The sequence below is a fragment of the Pedobacter cryoconitis genome (assembly GCF_014207135.1).
In the GTDB taxonomy this organism is placed as follows: Bacteria; Bacteroidota; Bacteroidia; order Sphingobacteriales; family Sphingobacteriaceae; genus Pedobacter; species Pedobacter cryoconitis_D.
In genome coordinates, this window is record NZ_JACHCC010000004.1 from 236,121 (window position 1) to 253,166 (window position 17,046).

Consider the following 17,046-nt stretch of genomic DNA (forward strand, 5'->3'; position numbering starts at 1 on the left):
AACATTAAAATATGATGCAGAAGTATTTAGCGGGGGAATATAAACATGACGCCCATAGCCAGCGACTGACTGCCCTGAATTCTGGCACTTATGCTTTTGTCATATATACCGACGCCGTTCAGGGTAACATTCATAAACCGGTTGACTTTAGCTGTGACAGTCACATCCAGTCTTTGAGTCAGATTTTCGAAATGATCGTAAGGAACAAAAATGTTATACCTGGTTTTCAGTGTTATATTCTGAAATACTTCTTTTTCAAAATTGCTGGTGATCTGAAAAGCCAGGTCATTTCTGAAAGTATCACCTACCGGGACACCATAGTTATCAGTTTTAGTACTTCCCGGGTTTGCATTGAGATAGGCAGCTGTAAGGTCTTTATTATCCAATACAAAGGTTTGTTTCGCGGCCCCTGTACCAAATTGCGTAGAAAAATATTTATTTGGCTTGTACTCAAAACCGAATGATTCTGTTAAATATCCCGGAGACATAAATTTGGAAATCAAGGTGGCTGTTTCCACTCCATTCACTGTACTGTAAGAATATCCGTTATCAAACTGAGATTCAAAAGTTAGGGAAGTAAACAGATTCCAGTCCTTACCGATTTTAAATGAACCGACATTATTCCAGAAAATACGGTCATTGGTTTTCTTTTGCAACTGGTTTTTGTTTCTGATCTTTCCATAACGCAGGTCGAGCTCCGTCAGATAACTATAGTTCTCCTTTTTGTATTCAGCTTTATAGTTAACCAGACCTTCTACCGCCAGTGAATTTACACCACCACCACTCCAGTTATTACTGAACGAGGATTGGTTGACATTGATTCCGATAGATGTTTTAGTTTTCCAGTAATTTACTTTAGAACTAACGATCAACGGAGTAATGTCGACAGGCTTAAAGACGATAATACCTTTTAGCACCGGCATCGGGCTTTTTTTAAGTTTAAGGTCAAAATCCTTGATATTTGTAGGAATTGTATCTATCTCTTGTGCACTTACTTGTGCCGAAACCGCAAATACAAATAGTAAACATGCATATATACCTCTCATTGAATACAAAGAAAAGAAAAATGTTCCTAATGGGGGCTCAGAATTTATTATAAATATTTTAGCCACGCATATAGCTTCCTCTTTTTCAGATAATTCAGGTCCTGTTCATTCGCATAGGCCTCTTTTTCAAAACAGATATTAAAATAAGCCCGGTCATGATTCCTGAACCGGGTCAGGTTAATCAGGTAATTCACCAGATATAAAGCATAAAACGGCAGGACAAGCAGTTCCAGTTGCTGGTAAAAATGAACCTTTTCGTGGTTGATCAGCAGGGGATCTTTTTTTTGTTCAGCATGCTTAAATACCATGAATGGAAAAATAGCCATTGCATTAGCAGGGAGTCCTTTCCATGTCACGGACCAGTACTTCATGGTTTAGCAATCTTAATATCTGGCAGTGGCTGTAAACGGAATGCCTTCGGGTTACGTTTATAGGAAGCATAATTGTTTTTCAGGAAGACAATAAAAGCATAATCAGAGGCCGTGAGGACAAAATCATAACTCGGTCTGTATTGCTGCATGTAGTCTTTCAGCTCGAAATCTTTGATCCTTAAAACCCGGCTTACAAAAGCAGGATTATACTTGTAATCTATAATTTCTTCCTTATAATCTCTTTCCAGAATAGCCTGTAAATGTCTTGCATTTTTACCTTTTCTGCTTAACAGGTTATAAATAGCATCAATACCCAAACCGACACCTCTTGAATTTAAATTAAGCAGGTCCCGGGAACTTCCCAGATCAGTGGCATATTTATACTCCCTGGTAACCTGATCATAACGCTGCTTAGGTGTAAGAGAGCTGCCAATGATAGCTACTTCCCTTAACTGAATGGCCAGCGGCTTCAGCTGAAAATAGATGGTGTTGTTGCCTTTGTAAACGACAGTATCAACCCCATATCCCTGTCTGACAGCAAATAATGTATCTCCTGCGATGGCCTCTGTTACAAACTCACCTTTACTATTGTTATAAATACCATCATCATTGTGCGAGTTGTAAATATATACTTTAGCCAGACGCTGTTTGGATACCTTGTCTATGACAAAGCCCTGTATAGGTTTTTTCTGAGCAAATGCAATACTGCAAAAGAAACTACAAAAGAAGAATAAAATAAATGGTTTCATTGAGCAGCAAAAGTACAAATAAGACGAAGCTGTAGTGTTTATATTAACATTATTTAACTACCACAAGCTTCTGACCGATCTTTATTCCCTGATCAGTAAGGTTGTTCAGCGACTTTAATTCATCAACTGTCATGTTATATCTTTTGGATATATTATACAGCGTATCTCCTTTCTGAACGGTATAATTCGGATCAGTTGTATTGATAATCTGTTTGGATGGCGGAGTTTCTACAGGCGTGAATTTTTTTGTTTCCTTAGGAATATTGGCATTGATTTCTGTAAATACCCGGTCTTCTCTTTTGATCTTATCCGGTTCAGATTCAGACTGGTCATATTGATGTAACTGATATTTCTCAATGGTATTGATTACCATATCCGGATATTTTGGATTCGTGGCATATCCGGCTTGTTTTAAACCCTTTGCCCAATTGATATAATCATTTTTATCCAGTTGAAATAAAGCGCTGTAGCGTTTTCTCTTTAGAAATTCTGAGTGATCTTTATAAGACTCCCTGGCGTCTTTATACACTCTGAAACAATCATTACTTTTATCATCGTCTTTATAATAAGCTTTTCCTTTCCACTCTGCAGTGCATTTGATTCCGAAATGATTGTTTGCATATTTGGCAAGGCTGCTGTTTCCGCTGCCAGACTCGATAATACCCTGGGCCAGCGTGATACTGGCTGGAATTCCATAAGTATTCATTTCTTCAATTGCGACCCCCTTAAAAGCTTCGATATAACTTAAAGTGTTATAGTCCGTAAAATTTGGATTGGCTTTGTTGGCAGCTTTTTCTATCTGCACATTATTACGGTGGTACTTCCTCGATTTACACGAAGAAAAGAGAATAACTGCTAAGGCGAAGAGTAAAAGTTTATGTTTCATTAAAGCTTGATTTTTTGCCCTGGTTTAAGCGCCGATTTTTTCAATCCATTTTTACGCATCAGCACTTTTGAAGAGGTACCGTGTGATTCGGCAATCCTGTTCAGGTTGTCTCCTTTTTTTATAGTATAAAATTTAGCAGAAGAGCGATGGTGTTTTGTCCTGTGACTGCTGCGGTGATGTTTTTTTCTTGTGCTTACCGGAGCAACCTTAACCGGCTCTACATAATCATCAGGTCTTTCATCATACTGGTACAGCTCATATTTATTGATGATGGCGATAACCTGGTTTGCCCAGGTTCTGCTGCTGGCATAACCCCCACGCTGTATCCCTTTTGCCCATGCGGCATAATCGTACTGATCACACCGGTCAAATAATTTGCTGAAAGATGAATTGTTCTGTAAGACTTCTACAAAATTATCATAGGATTCATCTGCATTTTCATAATCCCGGTAGGAAGAGTTGATTGCTGAATTACTGTTTGATCCTTTGATGCCGAAGTGATTATTCAGATGGCGGGCAACTTTACTTTTGCCTGCGGCAGATTCATGAATTGCAACAGCTAAAATCACACTTGCAGGAACATCAGATGCTCTCATTAATTCCTGAGCATGATCCGTGTGCTCTTCCACGTATTGGGTAACAGTCTGGCTTTGGGCAGTTGAACCCAGTAAAATCAGGGCCAGCCAAATCAGCATTAGTTTTTTTGTAATCATATTTATTTTTTTCTGATGATAAACAAGCCATCCCTGACAGGCAGGATTAATTTCTCTACCCTGTCATCTGCTGCAACCTTATCATTAAAAGTACTAATATTAACGGTGTCTTTATCCTGCTGGTTCGTTAGTACTTTTCCGCTCCACAGGACATTGTCTACTATAATTAACCCACCCGGTCTAACCCTGTCAAAGATCAGATCGTAATAAGTTCCATTATTTTTTTTATCCGCATCGATAAATACAAGATCAAAAGTCTCTTTTAAATCATTGACGGTCTGAGTGGCATCACCCAGTATATAATTTATTTTTGACTGATAGGCAGAGGCTTCAAAATAACCTCGTACCCTGTCTTCCAGTTCTACATTAATATCTAAAGTATAAAGTAATCCGTCGTCTGCAAGACCTTCTGCAAGACAGAGGGTAGCATAGCCGGTAAATGTGCCGATTTCAAGAATACGTCTGGGTGTAATCAATTTGCTGAGCATGCTCAAAACGCGGCCCTGATAATGCCCGGAAAGCATTCTTGGCATTAAAACCTTCAGATTGGTTTCCCTGTCAATCTGTTGTAATAATGCAGACTCAGGCTCGCAGAATTTTAGCAGTAAATTTGATAAGTCGTCTTTAATCAGGCCCATATAATGCTCTATAAACGGTGTTCTTCCATAAAATATTGTAAAATTATTGTGGCAGCTATGGTGTCTACCCTTTCTTTGTTCTGGCGGTCATGTTTTTTCAGTCCGCTTTGAAGGATAGTCTGATGGGCCAGTTTTGAGGTAAAACGCTCGTCAATCCAATGCTGTGGAATTGCTGGGAAATTCTTTTTAAGTAAAGTAGAAAACCCCTTTACATGCTGTGCAGAATCAGATGGAGAGCCATCCATCTGTTTGGGTTCCCCGATCACAAAGGCTTCCACCTGTTCGGTCAGTAGATATTTTTTCAAATAATCGATAATATCTTTCGGGTGTACAGTATCCAGTCCTGTAGCAATAATTTGCAACGGATCTGTAACGGCAATGCCGATACGTTTGGTACCATAATCAAATGCGATAATACGGGACATAGCTGCAAAGATTGTTATAAATTTACTATTTTGCACCAAATGCAGTTTAAAGACATCGTCGGACAAGAGGAAATTAAGCATCAGCTGATACAGACAGTTGCAGAGAACAGGGTGAGCCATGCGCAGTTATTTCTTTCTGCCGAAGGTAGCGGGGCTCTTCCTCTTGCAATCGCTTATGCGCAGTATATCAATTGTTTAGATCGAAGTCCTTCAGATAGTTGCGGTACCTGTTCTTCCTGCCGGAAGTATGAAAGATATATTCATCCTGACCTGCATTTCTCCTATCCTTTTTTTGCCTCAAAGGATGTTAAAATAGCTGTTGATGTGCTGGAGGAGTGGAGAGTAATGATGTTATCAGATCCTTATACAGATCTGGATATCTGGAGGTCACAACTCAGTGCAGAAAATAAGCAGGCTAATATTAATATAGCCGAATGTCATGATATTATTAAGAAATTAAGCTACAAGGCTTTTGAAGCAAATACCAAAGTGCTGATCATGTGGCTGCCCGAATACCTGGAAAAAGAAGGGAACTCATTGTTGAAGATTATTGAAGAGCCACCGGCTAATACCCTGTTCCTCTTAGTGGCCAGCAACCAGGAGCAAATTCTTTCTACCTTATTGTCTCGTACCCAGATTGTTAAGATTCCTAAGCTTTCTTCCAAAACAATAGAAAATTATCTGATGACTAACCATAGTTTGTCAGAAGAACAGGCCTCGACCTATAGTTTTCTTGCCGACGGTAATCTGATTGAAGCAAAATCGCTGGCTGCACAAGCTCATAACGATAATGCAGAAGTTTTTGCAGAATGGCTCAGGATGGGATATGGAAACCGTGTGCCGGATCTGATTAACTTTGTAGATCAGGCCGCAAGCTGGGGAAGAGAGAACCAAAAGAATTTTTTAAAATACGGAATCAGTTTTTTAAGAGAGTGCAGTTTGCTGATGAGTGGAGCTGATAGTCTGGTTAAATTGCCCGCCAGGACAATGGATACGGCACAAAAGCTAAGTAAACACGTGCTGGATCTGAATATGGCCTCTGCAATTATTTCGGAACTGGAACAGGCACATTACCATATAGAAAGGAATGCTAATCCTAAAATACTATTTTTAGATGTATCTTTACAGTTGGTAAAAATAATAAAGTTTAAAACGCTCCCGAAAGGGACTCAATATATATACAATTAGTTATGGGATGTGGAAGTTGTTCTACAGGTGGCGGTTGCGCCCCCTCAGGCTGCAAAAGTAATGGCTCATGCCTTACCGGAGGTTGTCAGAAAATGGAAGTTTACGATTGGCTGTCTAATTTGGATATGCCTACAAATTATAGACCTTTCGAGGTTATTGAAGTTAAATTCAAAGGGGCCAGGAAGGAGTTCTATCTGAATAATGATAATATTTATCTGGAGATCGGGGAACTGATTGCCGTAGAGGGATCTACGGGCGGATATGATATTGGCCATGTTTCCTTAACAGGAGAATTGGTGCGAATGCAGATGAAACGCCGGAAAACGCCAATGGATCAGGTTACCCGTAAAGTTTACAGAAAAGCCACAGAGGCTGATGTAGATAAATGGAAACTGGCTAAGGATCTGGAATGGGAAACCATGCACAAGGCCCGTACACTGGCACTTGATCTGCGTTTGTCTATGAAAATCAGTGATGTTGATTATCAGGGTGATAAAACCAAGGCGACTTTCTTTTATACAGCTGAAGGACGTGTTGATTTCAGGGAGCTGATTAAAAAAATGGCTGAAACATTCCGTATAAGGATCGAGATGAGACAGATCGGAATGCGTCAGGAAGCCGGAAGATTAGGTGGAATTGGTTCATGCGGACGTGAATTGTGTTGTTCTACCTGGCTGACTAACTTTAAAACAGTATCTACAGCTGCAGCAAGGTATCAGAACCTTTCTCTGAACACCCTTAAACTCGCCGGACAGTGTGGTAAATTAAAATGCTGTCTGAATTATGAGCTGGATACTTATCTGGATGCTTTAAAAGACATTCCAGACCGTGTAGAAAATCTCCAGACAGAAATCGGAACTGCCCGTCATCAGAAAACAGATATCTTTAAGAAGTTAATGTGGTTTAGTTATCCAAATCAGGAAGACTGGATTCCTTTGAAAGTAGACCGTGTGAAAGAGATCATGGCTATGAATAAAAAGGGACAGAAACCTGTTAACCTGAAAGATGAAGCCGTTGAGCTGACAACAACCGTTATCGTGGAGAAAACACCTGATTATGAAAATGTTGTTGGTCAGGATAGTTTAACTCGTCTGGATGACAAGCCTAAGAATAAAAATTCAAGAAGTAATAACAGGAATAAAAATAACGGATCTAACAGACCTGAACGGAGTTTAAAACAGGGACAGCCTGTGCCAAAGGCGCCTCAGTCTAATCAGAAACCTGCTGAAAATAAAAAAAGCCAGGAACCTAAAAAGCCTCAGGAACCTAAAAAATCTCAGGCAGCTGAGCCGGTTAAAACTGAAGATGGAACAGGAGCTAAAGCACCTTCGGCAAGCAGAAATAACAGGAGCAGGAATAACCGCAGACGTAACAAACCATCGGATAAGCCAAAAAATGAAGAGAATTAAGCTTTTTGTATTCATATGTTGCTGTATACTTTCTGTAGGAGTAACCGGATGTAATACAAATAACCTGGTTGACACTAATGAAGAAATGCCCCAGCGCAACTGGAGTTATGTAAACCGTATAAAAGCAATTGTGGACATTAAAGATCATACAAAACCTTTTATGCTTAAGTTTAAGCTAAGACATACCTCTGATTACAGGTATTCCAACATTTATATTCTGATGAATTTAAGTGGACCGGGGTTAGCTAAAGTCACCAGACGTTACGAATATAAGCTGGCCGAATCAGACGGACAATGGTTAGGAACAGGATCAGGAAACTTATATACCTATACACTACCGCTGTTAGGAAACTATCATTTTCCGGCTTCAGGGAAATATACCGTGGAAATTGAACAGAATATGCGTGATAATCCTTTAAAGGAGATAAGCGATGTTGGCATTTTGGTTTCTGGAATACCAGAGAAATAATTTTTTATTGCTATTTTAAAAGGAATCCAGTTATAAGAATAGCTGGATTTTTTTGTGATTGCTATCGAGGGTACACCAAGTTATAGTTCAGGTCGGTTTCTGTTTTATGTTGAACTGGGTTTGAAGCGGGTTTGAAGTGGGTTTGAACTGCCTAAACCTGGATCAACCCCGCTTCAAACCCAGTTCAAACCCGCTAGAGCAGAGATTAGAAACTAAACCTGGTTACAACTTGTCCTAAAGAGGTAATTATAAGATGGGTAACAATTGTTCCAGTGCCATACCTCTGGAGCCTTTTAACAGGACCAGGCTGTCTTTTATAGGATGGCTTTCCAGCCAGGTGGCGGCATCTTTCGGAGTTTGGAAAAATATTCCCTTATGTTGATCCTTTAAAGCATAGAAATGTTTGCCGATTAACAAAATACTATTGAGCCCTGATTTTTCAGCCAGTGCAGCAATTTCATGGTGTTGTTTTTCTGTTTCTGGTCCAAGCTCAAACATATCACCTATGATGGCTACTTTATGTTCAGCTTCAAGGATAGAAATATTGTTTAAAGCGGCCGTCATGCTACTCGGGTTGGCATTATAAAAATCGCATATTACCGTATTGGTCTCTGTTTTAGTTAACTGAGATCGATTGTTGTTAGGGTAATAACCAGAAAGCCCCTTATTAATCTGTGCCGGGCTAAGATCAAAGAAAGACGCAATAGTTATAGCTGCCAGTATATTTTCAAAATTATAGGCTCCGGTGAGATTTGCTTTAACCTGGTAAGCTCCCTTTTTATTTTCCCAGCGCAGCTCTATCAACGGATCTGATTTCAGGAGTTGCCCGGTGACCAGGTTTTCTCCTTCGGTTCCATAATAAACCAGGTTTGTTAATCCGGCAACCTTGCTCATCTCAACGATATGTGGATTGTCGCGATTGATAAAGGAAATGCCATTTATATTTTTCAGGTAAGTGAATAATTCTGCTTTACCCTTTTTTACACCTTCAAATCCACCAAAACCGTCTAAATGAGCCATCCCGATATTGGTGATCATTCCATGGGTTGGTTGTGCGATAGAACATAGAAATTCGATTTCCTTCTGGTGATTGGCGCCCATTTCAATAACTGCGATCTCAGTATCCTTTGTAATGGATAATATAGATAAAGGAACCCCGATATGGTTATTCAGGTTTCCTTTCGTTGCAAAAGTCCGGTACTTCTCGGCAAGTACTGCATGAATCAACTCTTTTGTAGTTGTTTTTCCATTACTACCTGTCAAGCCAATAACAGGGATATTTAGGAGTGTACGGTGATAACGGGCCAGCTCCTGTAATGTAGTTAATACATCTTCTACCAGAATACAGGATTCATTAATATGATAAGCCTCATTATCAATTATTACAAAGGCAGCACCCTGATTCAAAGCATTTTCAGCAAAGGTGTTAGCGTCGAAATTTTCCCCTTTTAAAGCGAAGAACAGGCAACCCGGACTTATATTTCTGGTGTCAGTACAAATAACCGGGTTCGACAGATAATGCTGATAAATAGATTGAATTTGAGACATATGGGCTTGTTGAAATAATAGAAGGTAAAATTACATTATGAATTACAAACAAAAAATATTCTTTTAGTACTTTGGTGTTAAATTAACTTGTTTACAGTAATTTGCTTAATTAAGGCTATTTTTAATTACCTGACCTGATGAAAACAATTATCCTCTCATTTTTATGGCTGGTCTTGAGTTTATTTGCTGTACAGGCGCAGGTAAAGTCCCCCGATGCTTTTTTAGGTTATCCTCTGGGGACACGATTTACCCCTCATTATCAAATCATGGCCTATTTTCGGTATCTGGCCGATGCAGATAATAATATTCAGCTGATTAGTTATGGTAAAACTTATGAAAACAGAGAGCTGCTGGTCGCTGTAGTCTCATCAAAGGATAATATGAAACATCTGGAGCAGATCCGGAAGAATAATCTGGGTTTGAGTGAGGCTGATGGGAAGGTGAATATCAGTAAACAGCCTGCAATTCTATGGTTAAGTTACAATGTGCATGGAAATGAGGCTAGTTCTTCTGAAACAGCGATGAAAATGCTATACAACCTGGCAGATGGGGTTAACAGACAGGCTAAGGATTGGTTAAAGAATACGGTTGTTATAATTGACCCATGTTTAAATCCAGATGGAAGAGAACGGTTTGTGAATTATTATAATTCTGTTGCTGGCCTTTCGCCCGATCCGAATCCGATTTCCAGAGAGCATACCGAACCCTGGCCGGGAGGTAGGGTCAACCATTATTATTTTGACCTCAACAGGGACTGGGCCTGGCAGTCACAAATTGAGACCCGGCAGCGCCTTGCTCTGTATCATCAGTGGATGCCCGAAGTACATATTGATTTTCATGAACAGAATTATAACGAGCCTTATTATTTTGCGCCAGCTGCAGAGCCTCTACATCAGGATATAACTGCATTTCAACGGGAATTTCAGATTATAGCCGGAAAGAATAACGCCAGATATTTTGATCAGAATGGCTGGCAGTATTTTACCAAGGAGCGGTTTGACTTGTTGTACCCTTCTTATGGGGATACTTATCCGCTATATAATGGCGCAATTGGAATGACCTACGAGCAGGGAGGAATTGGGGCAGGTTTGACTGTCATTACTTCCAGTGGGGATACGCTTACACTTAAAGACAGAATTAATCATCACCTGACGACGGGATTGGCTACGCTGGAAACAGTTTCTGAAAATGCTTATAAGCTGGTGGCTGAGTTTAAAAAATATTTTCTGCAGGCAGTGTCCGCTCCTCCAGGGATGTATAAAACATATATTGTAAAAGCAGATAATCTGAGCAGGTTAAAGAAGATGTCTGAATTACTAAAGAAGAATCGGATCAAGTACAGCTTTGGTGGGGATAAAACATTAGCTGGTTTTAATTTTGGGACAAAAAAGACTGTTCTTTTCAGAATGGGAAGAAATGACCTGGTGGTTAACCTCAGACAGCCAGCATCGGTTTTAGCCAATGTACTTTTTGAACCCCATACGGTTGTGACCGATTCTAATACCTATGATATTACAGCCTGGGCATTACCTTATGCTTACGGGTTGAACGCCTATGCGGTCAAGGAATTATTAAATGGCGCTTATACTGATATTGAATATAAAAAGGATAGCGTAGTTACGATAAGTAAACCATATGGATGGATTTTGTCCTGGGAAGGAGTCGAAGACGCGCAGGTTTTAATCGCCCTGCAGAAAGCAAATATTAAGGTCCGTATTGCCGAGCAGGCATTTACAGTTGGAGGGAAAATCCGTCCGGCAGGATCATTATTAATCTACAGAGCGGAGAATGAGAAGCTCAATAAATTTGCAGAAGCACAGATTAATGAGATTTCGAAAAAATCAGGGAAATATTTTGTGCCGATTGCCAGCAGTTATGTCGAAAAGGGAAAGGATTTCGGTTCTTCAGTTTATCCTCCGTTGCCTCTGCCGAAAGTGGCTATGGTGACAGGGAATGATATTTCCTCGCAGAGCGCTGGTGAGATCTGGCATTTTTTTGAACAGGAATTAAATTATCCATTGAACATTATAAACGAGCAGAGTTTGGGACAGATTGACCTTGCAACGATTAACGTGCTGATTCTGCCAGATGGAGCCTATATGCGTAGAAATTTGGAAAGGTTAGAAGATTGGATTAATCTTGGAGGGAAAGTTATTTTGATGGAGGATGCAATTTCGAGTGTTGCGGGTATAAAGCCATTTGATATTAAAAGGAAAGAGCTGCCTGCTGATGCCGGGAAAGAGAATTTTTCGCGTAGTTATACAGATAAAGATAAAGAGAACCTGGCAGACGCTATTCCCGGAGCTATTTATAAAGTGACACTGGATAAAAGCCATCCATTTGCAATAGGTCTGGGAGAGTTCTATTATACTTTGAAGACAGATGATAAGGTTTATGAGCCGTTGCAAAAAGGCTGGAATGTCGGAGTTCTTAAGCCAAACGCTTACGTGACGGGGATCGCGGGAAAGAATGTACAGGCAAAACTTGATCAGGGATTGCTCTTTGGTGTGCAGCCCGTCGGTAAAGGAAATATCGTATATCTTTCAGGTGATTTGTTATTCCGCTCATTTTGGGAAAGTGGGAAGCAACTTTTTGTGAACACGATTTTTCTTGTTTTTTAATTATATCAATTCTAAATGTAATACGTGTCATTTTTTGGCGTTGTCGTTATAAAACCTATATTATCTGCTGATTTACAGAATATTTGCGCGTTAATATGGGTAACATGCAAAATTTTTATGATTTTATTCTTTGGCGATAACATCTTAATAATTAGGTCCTATATAACAAAAGTCATCTTATTGTCATATTGCTTAATCTTTTTAGTGCCCTAACAAAACGATCTCTCCATTGATCTATATTTAGGTTATCAATTATTAACTAACCTAAATTCTTATTTTTTATGAAAAAACTTATACTAAGTTTATTCGTGTTTCTGGTTGTTGCGGGAGCAGCAATTGCACAGGATCGAATAGTAACTGGTACTGTGAAGGGGAAAGATGACGGCCTTCCTATCCCTGGCGTATCAGTGAAGGTAAAAGGCACAGCCAATGGGGCTGCAACCGGATCTGACGGTAGATATTCCATTAAAGTCCCTTCTGGAACTACAGCTTTAGAATTTTCTTCTATTGGTTATACCAGACAGACAGTCTTAATTACATCAGGTAGTGTTTTTAACGTTTTATTAGCCCAGGATTCACAATCTCTTGGAGAAGTTGTGGTTACCGCTCTTGGTATTAATAAAGCGAAGAAGACAATCGGTTATGCAGAGACTACAGTGAAGTCTGAAGAGATCAACAAATCGGCAGCTGTAAGTTTAGCGGGTGGTCTGCAAGGTAAAATTGCAGGAGCTACAATCTCTAATACTTCGGGTTCGCCAGGTGGATCTACTAAAATTATTCTGAGAGGTTATTCTTCAATTACCGGAAGTAATCAACCTTTATATGTTATTGATGGTGTTCCTCTGGATAACTCTTCATCAGCTTCCACAGATAATTATGACTTTGGAAATAATGCAAATGATATTGATCCAAACAATATTGAGAGCATGAGTGTATTAAAAGGATCTGCGGCTTCAGCATTATACGGATCCAGAGGATCGAATGGTGTAATCTTAATTACTACTAAAACTGGTAAAGCTGGTGGTTTTAAAATAGACTTCTCATCGGCAGCAACAATTACTCAGGTAGCCACACTTTTTACACCACAAAGTACATTTGGACAAGGCTGGAACGGATCATTTATTCCTTCAGAAAATGGAAACTGGGGTCCGAAATATGATGGACAAATGAGAGTCTGGGGCGCTGTTGTAGATAACTCGCAGTTGTTAAAACCTTTTTCATTTATCAAAAACAATGTGCGTGACGCTTTAACTAATGGTTTGGAGTTAAACAATAACATTGCATTTAGCGGTGGAAATGACGTCTCTACTTTTTACTTCGCTTATGGTAATATTAATAGTGATGGGTATTTGCCAACAAATGCCGACTCTTATAAAAGAAATAACGTCTCTTTAAAGGGATCTACGAAATATAAGAATTTCAGTATTGACGGGTCAATTAACTACGTGGCTAAAACTCAAAGGTTTGTTACCACTGGTGATGGGGCTTCGGGTGTAGGTTCATCTTTTTATTCAGATATTTTGCAAATTCCTAATGATATCCCGATCAAGGACCTGAGAGATTATCAAAATAAATTTTTCAACGTTGATAACTACTTTACGCCATACGCTGAAAACCCATATTATTCGATTTACCAAAATGGGAGTAGAAACGTAGCTGATCGTGTTTATGGTAACGTAAATATGAATTATAAAGTTGCTGACTGGCTGAATATTCAATTACAGCAAGGCGCAGATATCAGTAATTCACAGGTGAAGATCTGGCATAATATAAATGCCCCATCGCTTGGTAGTTATAATGCGGGAGGAAATATTGAAGGTGCTGTAAGAGCTCCTGACGTTGGTAACGTAATTGAACAATCTTATAAAAGTTATGAATACGATACCAAGTTAAATGCTATTTTCAATAAACAGCTAAATTCTAAATTTGATTTGGATGGATTAATCGGAGTGAACTATAATGACAGAGGAGTAAGAGATCTAAGTACAGGAATTGAAGGCCTGGCTATCCCTGGTTTCTTTGACATCAGTAACAGTTCTAATAAGCCTACTAGTTTTGAAGTAGAAACCCACAGGAGATTGTTCGGTCTTTATGGTCAGGCAACTTTAGGATACAATAAGTATCTGTACTTAACTGTAACTGCAAGAAATGACTGGACCTCAACCCTGGCACCAGGTAAAAATAGTTACATCTATCCTGGCGCAAGTTTAGCGTATCTGGCCTCAGAAGCATTTGATCTGAGTAATACGCCGATCAGCTTTTTGAAATTAAGAGCCAGTTATGGACAAACAGGTAGTGATACAAATCCATACAGGATCAATGACGTCTTAAATGCAACAAATATACCTCTTGGTTTTGGAAACATTACTTTCCCGGTGGCTGGTGTACCAGGATTTACTGTCTCAAAAATATTGAACAATCCAAATCTGAAACCTGAAAAGGTTAGTGAAACTGAATTTGGAGGTGAGATCAGATTCTTAAAAGACAGAATTAGTCTGGATGCGACTTACTATAATAAAATCAGAAAAGATCAGATCTTACCAGTACCTGCTGATCCTGCTTCAGGATATAACTTTACTTTGCAGAATTTTGGTAAAGTACAAAACAAAGGAATTGAGATTGCTTTGAATATAAAACCAATCCTGTCAAAAGACTTCCAATGGAACTTGAACTATACTTTCGCCAGGGACAGAAACAAAGTTCTTTCGTTGCCAGCAGGATTAGATAAGGTAGTCCTGAATTCGGCTTATGACGCTCAGTTTGTGGCGATTGTAGGGCAGCCATTAGGGGTTATTCAGGCACCGGTGGCTTCTTATGATCCACAGGGACATATTATTGTGGATGGCAATGGTTTTCCTGTTCAGTCAGCAACAAATGGTACTTATGGAAATATGCAACGCGATTTCAGTATGGGATTGAGTAATACATTCACCTACAAAAACTGGACTCTTGGATTTACACTGGACTGGCAAAAAGGTGGGGTATTTTATTCTGGAACGGCTGATGATTTACTCTTTGTAGGCTCTGACCCGAAAACATTATACAATGACCGTAGACCATTTGTCGTACCTAATTCCGTTCAACAGGTGACAGGTGCAAATGGGGCAGTAACTTATGTTGAAAACTCAACACAAATTCCAGAGGCTAAAATACAGGATTATTACTATCCAACAACCAATAGGGCATTAGCTTATCAAGACAGGATTTTAAGTAAATCATTCCTGAAACTGAGAGAGGCTACTTTGAGTTACTCCTTACCAAAATCTGTAGCTAATAAGATCCTTGCTCAACATGTTACCGTGTCAGTATTTGGAAGAAACCTCATCACTTGGTTGCCGGCTTCAAACAAGACGATTGACCCGGAGGTTTCCAACTTTGGTACTGATTTAGCAAGTGAGTTTGGTGAGTTCAGAACAGCTCCTCCTGTAAGGTTCTTCGGAGCTACATTAAAGGTTACATTCTAAAAAACTGAAAGATGAAAAAGACTAATTTAAAATATAATACGCTGATACTTTCAGCAGTTCTGCTGCTTTCATTCGGATGTAAAAAAACGCTGGATGTTAATACAGACCCAAATAATCCCCTGATTGAGAAGGCTACACCTGAGGTTTTGTTCCCTTCTGCAGTAATGTCTACTGCCGGTAGAGTTGGAGGTGAATTAACTATTCTTGGTGGAATGTGGTCTCAATATTTCACACAGGCGAATTCCTCGAATCAATATAAGAACATTGACTCCTATAATTTGACGAAAAATGATCTAAATGGAGATTATCAGGAATTGTTCTCTGGAGCTTTGATGGATTATCAGCTGGCTTTATCAAAAGCGCAGGCGCGTAATGACTGGAAGTATAATCTGATGTGTACAGCGATGAAAGCTTATACTTATGAGGTATTGGTTGATTTGTATGATAAAGTTCCCTACACCGAAGCTTTTCAGGGTTTGGCTAATCTGCAGCCAAAATTTGATGATGGGGACAAAATTTATACAGGCTTAATTGCGGAAATAGACGCAGCCCTAGCTAAAGATTATACGTCTGGTAGTTTAACTGCTACCCAGCAGGCAACTGATTTTATTTTTAAAGGGGATATGGGGCTTTGGACTCAATTTGCCAATACGCTGAAATTAAAGATGTACCTGCGTATGGTAAATGCAAATCCGTCAGCCGCGCAGGCAGGGATTGCTAAACTGTACCAATCCGGAGCTAAGTTTTTAACTATAAATGCTGGGATCGCTACCTGGGATGGTACCGCGAATAACAGTAATCCTTTTTATGAATATAATATCAGACGTTTAAATGTACAAACTAATTTAAAAGCAAGTAAAACTTTTACAAGTTGGTTAACGGGAAATAATGATCCAAGGGTGGTTAATTATTTTGGTACAGCTAATCCTGTTCCTATGAATCAGGGAGATTACTCTGCTTCTGCAACTGATCAGCCAACTTATGCAAACGCAACAGTGTTTGCGCAAACAGCTAAAGATCCGGTTTGGTTTTTCACAGCAGCAGAGTCTTATTTTATGCAGGCTGAAGCTTTGGAGCGTTACTTTGGTGGTACTGGCGCACAGGCAGCTTATAATGCAGGTTTAATTGCGGCATTTGCACAAGCAGGTTACGTCTTAACGGCAGGTAGTACTGATCCGCTGTGGACTACTTATGCTTATCCTGTTGGAGGAACGTTGGAAAATAAAATAGAGGCTATTGTTACGCAGAAATGGGCTTCGTTTCCTGGAACACATGACTTAGAAGCATTCTTTGAGCAACAACGTACGGGATATCCAAGTGTTAGTCCTGTTTATTCTACAGACCCGAATTATGTACCAGGTAAGCTGGTGTATGCCATAAATGGGGTAACTCCTGGAAAACAGTTTCCAAGACGACTGGTATTCCCGGCTGTTTCAACAGACAGGAATATAAATGCTCCGGCACCAGTTCCGATCACAACTAAAGTTTGGTGGGGTAAATAATCAGTTTTAATTTTAAA

14 protein-coding genes are annotated in these 17,046 nt (G+C 39.5%); 6 read left to right on the top strand and 8 right to left on the bottom strand.

Annotated elements, in window-relative coordinates; all coding sequences use genetic code 11:
- Window positions 1-26 precede the first annotated feature (26 nt).
- Genes HDF25_RS08680 through ruvX form a run of 7 tightly spaced genes read right to left on the bottom strand, consistent with a single transcriptional unit; the run spans window position 27 to window position 4,828 of the window.
- The gene (locus tag HDF25_RS08680) at window positions 27-1,046 is read right to left on the bottom strand and encodes a DUF3078 domain-containing protein (protein ID WP_184624352.1); all 1,020 of its coding nucleotides are present in this window, start codon (window positions 1,044-1,046) and stop codon (window positions 27-29) included.
- A 47-nt stretch (window positions 1,047-1,093) separates the two neighbouring features.
- Window positions 1,094-1,417 (bottom strand): hypothetical protein, encoded by a 324-nt coding sequence (locus HDF25_RS08685; protein WP_184624353.1) that lies wholly within the window; start codon window positions 1,415-1,417, stop codon window positions 1,094-1,096.
- Window positions 1,414-2,166, bottom strand: coding sequence for a hypothetical protein (locus tag HDF25_RS08690; protein WP_184624354.1), 753 nt, complete (start codon window positions 2,164-2,166; stop codon window positions 1,414-1,416). The genes HDF25_RS08685 and HDF25_RS08690 overlap by 4 nt, the downstream gene beginning before the upstream one ends.
- Window positions 2,167-2,215: 49 nt before the next feature.
- Window positions 2,216-3,052, bottom strand: a complete 837-nt coding sequence (locus HDF25_RS08695) for a glucosaminidase domain-containing protein (protein WP_184624355.1) — start codon at window positions 3,050-3,052, stop codon at window positions 2,216-2,218.
- Window positions 3,052-3,765, bottom strand: coding sequence for a glucosaminidase domain-containing protein (locus tag HDF25_RS08700; RefSeq protein ID WP_260409342.1), 714 nt, complete (start codon window positions 3,763-3,765; stop codon window positions 3,052-3,054). Before HDF25_RS08700 ends, HDF25_RS08695 begins: the two co-directional genes overlap by 1 nt.
- Window positions 3,766-3,767: 2 nt before the next feature.
- Window positions 3,768-4,403 carry an O-methyltransferase gene (locus HDF25_RS08705; protein ID WP_184624356.1) on the bottom strand — a complete coding sequence of 212 codons (636 nt, stop codon included), beginning with the start codon at window positions 4,401-4,403 and terminating at the stop codon, window positions 3,768-3,770.
- An 8-nt stretch (window positions 4,404-4,411) separates the two neighbouring features.
- Window positions 4,412-4,828: a Holliday junction resolvase RuvX gene (ruvX, locus tag HDF25_RS08710; protein ID WP_184624357.1), complete on the bottom strand. Its 417-nt coding sequence runs from the start codon at window positions 4,826-4,828 to the stop codon at window positions 4,412-4,414.
- A gap of 39 nt (window positions 4,829-4,867) precedes the next feature.
- Between ruvX and HDF25_RS08715 the strand changes: the two genes are divergently transcribed.
- From HDF25_RS08715 to HDF25_RS08725, 3 genes are read left to right on the top strand one after another with little or no spacing between them, the layout of a single operon-like run.
- Window positions 4,868-6,016, top strand: a complete 1,149-nt coding sequence (locus HDF25_RS08715) for an ATP-binding protein (protein ID WP_184624358.1) — start codon at window positions 4,868-4,870, stop codon at window positions 6,014-6,016.
- 2 nt (window positions 6,017-6,018) lie between these two features.
- Window positions 6,019-7,425, top strand: coding sequence for a stage 0 sporulation family protein (gene ricT / locus HDF25_RS08720; RefSeq protein ID WP_184624359.1), 1,407 nt, complete (start codon window positions 6,019-6,021; stop codon window positions 7,423-7,425).
- On the top strand, window positions 7,412-7,894 hold the full coding sequence (locus HDF25_RS08725) for a gliding motility lipoprotein GldH (protein WP_184624360.1): 483 nt from the start codon (window positions 7,412-7,414) through the stop codon (window positions 7,892-7,894). Before ricT ends, HDF25_RS08725 begins: the two co-directional genes overlap by 14 nt.
- 246 nt (window positions 7,895-8,140) lie before the next feature.
- On the opposite strand, the gene HDF25_RS08730 is transcribed toward HDF25_RS08725, so the two are convergent.
- Window positions 8,141-9,442 (bottom strand): UDP-N-acetylmuramoyl-tripeptide--D-alanyl-D-alanine ligase, encoded by a 1,302-nt coding sequence (locus HDF25_RS08730; protein WP_184624361.1) that lies wholly within the window; start codon window positions 9,440-9,442, stop codon window positions 8,141-8,143.
- A gap of 137 nt (window positions 9,443-9,579) precedes the next feature.
- Between HDF25_RS08730 and HDF25_RS08735 the strand changes: the two genes are divergently transcribed.
- From HDF25_RS08735 to HDF25_RS08745, 3 genes are all read left to right on the top strand, one after another.
- Complete coding sequence (locus HDF25_RS08735) at window positions 9,580-12,063, top strand: M14 metallopeptidase family protein (protein ID WP_184624362.1); 2,484 nt, start codon at window positions 9,580-9,582, stop codon at window positions 12,061-12,063.
- A gap of 281 nt (window positions 12,064-12,344) precedes the next feature.
- Complete coding sequence (locus HDF25_RS08740; RefSeq protein WP_184624363.1) at window positions 12,345-15,527, top strand: SusC/RagA family TonB-linked outer membrane protein; 3,183 nt, start codon at window positions 12,345-12,347, stop codon at window positions 15,525-15,527.
- Between the two features lie 11 nt (window positions 15,528-15,538).
- Window positions 15,539-17,029: a SusD/RagB family nutrient-binding outer membrane lipoprotein gene (locus HDF25_RS08745; RefSeq protein ID WP_184624364.1), complete on the top strand. Its 1,491-nt coding sequence runs from the start codon at window positions 15,539-15,541 to the stop codon at window positions 17,027-17,029.
- Window positions 17,030-17,046 lie beyond the last annotated feature (17 nt).

Excerpts from the sequence above, each read along its gene's own strand:
- HDF25_RS08725 (WP_184624360.1), top strand. The coding sequence starts at position 7,412 with ATGAAGAGAATTAAGCTTTTTGTATTCATATGTTGCTGTATACTTTCT.
- HDF25_RS08705 (WP_184624356.1), bottom strand. The coding sequence starts at position 4,403 with ATGGGCCTGATTAAAGACGACTTATCAAATTTACTGCTAAAATTCTGC.
- HDF25_RS08745 (WP_184624364.1), top strand. The coding sequence starts at position 15,539 with ATGAAAAAGACTAATTTAAAATATAATACGCTGATACTTTCAGCAGTT.
- ricT (WP_184624359.1), top strand. The coding sequence starts at position 6,019 with ATGGGATGTGGAAGTTGTTCTACAGGTGGCGGTTGCGCCCCCTCAGGC.
- HDF25_RS08730 (WP_184624361.1), bottom strand. The coding sequence starts at position 9,442 with ATGTCTCAAATTCAATCTATTTATCAGCATTATCTGTCGAACCCGGTT.
- HDF25_RS08735 (WP_184624362.1), top strand. The coding sequence starts at position 9,580 with ATGAAAACAATTATCCTCTCATTTTTATGGCTGGTCTTGAGTTTATTT.
- HDF25_RS08690 (WP_184624354.1), bottom strand. The coding sequence starts at position 2,166 with ATGAAACCATTTATTTTATTCTTCTTTTGTAGTTTCTTTTGCAGTATT.
- HDF25_RS08700 (WP_260409342.1), bottom strand. The coding sequence starts at position 3,765 with ATGATTACAAAAAAACTAATGCTGATTTGGCTGGCCCTGATTTTACTG.
- HDF25_RS08680 (WP_184624352.1), bottom strand. The coding sequence starts at position 1,046 with ATGAGAGGTATATATGCATGTTTACTATTTGTATTTGCGGTTTCGGCA.
- HDF25_RS08715 (WP_184624358.1), top strand. The coding sequence starts at position 4,868 with ATGCAGTTTAAAGACATCGTCGGACAAGAGGAAATTAAGCATCAGCTG.
- HDF25_RS08695 (WP_184624355.1), bottom strand. The coding sequence starts at position 3,052 with ATGAAACATAAACTTTTACTCTTCGCCTTAGCAGTTATTCTCTTTTCT.
- ruvX (WP_184624357.1), bottom strand. The coding sequence starts at position 4,828 with ATGTCCCGTATTATCGCATTTGATTATGGTACCAAACGTATCGGCATT.
- HDF25_RS08740 (WP_184624363.1), top strand. The coding sequence starts at position 12,345 with ATGAAAAAACTTATACTAAGTTTATTCGTGTTTCTGGTTGTTGCGGGA.
- HDF25_RS08685 (WP_184624353.1), bottom strand. The coding sequence starts at position 1,417 with ATGAAGTACTGGTCCGTGACATGGAAAGGACTCCCTGCTAATGCAATG.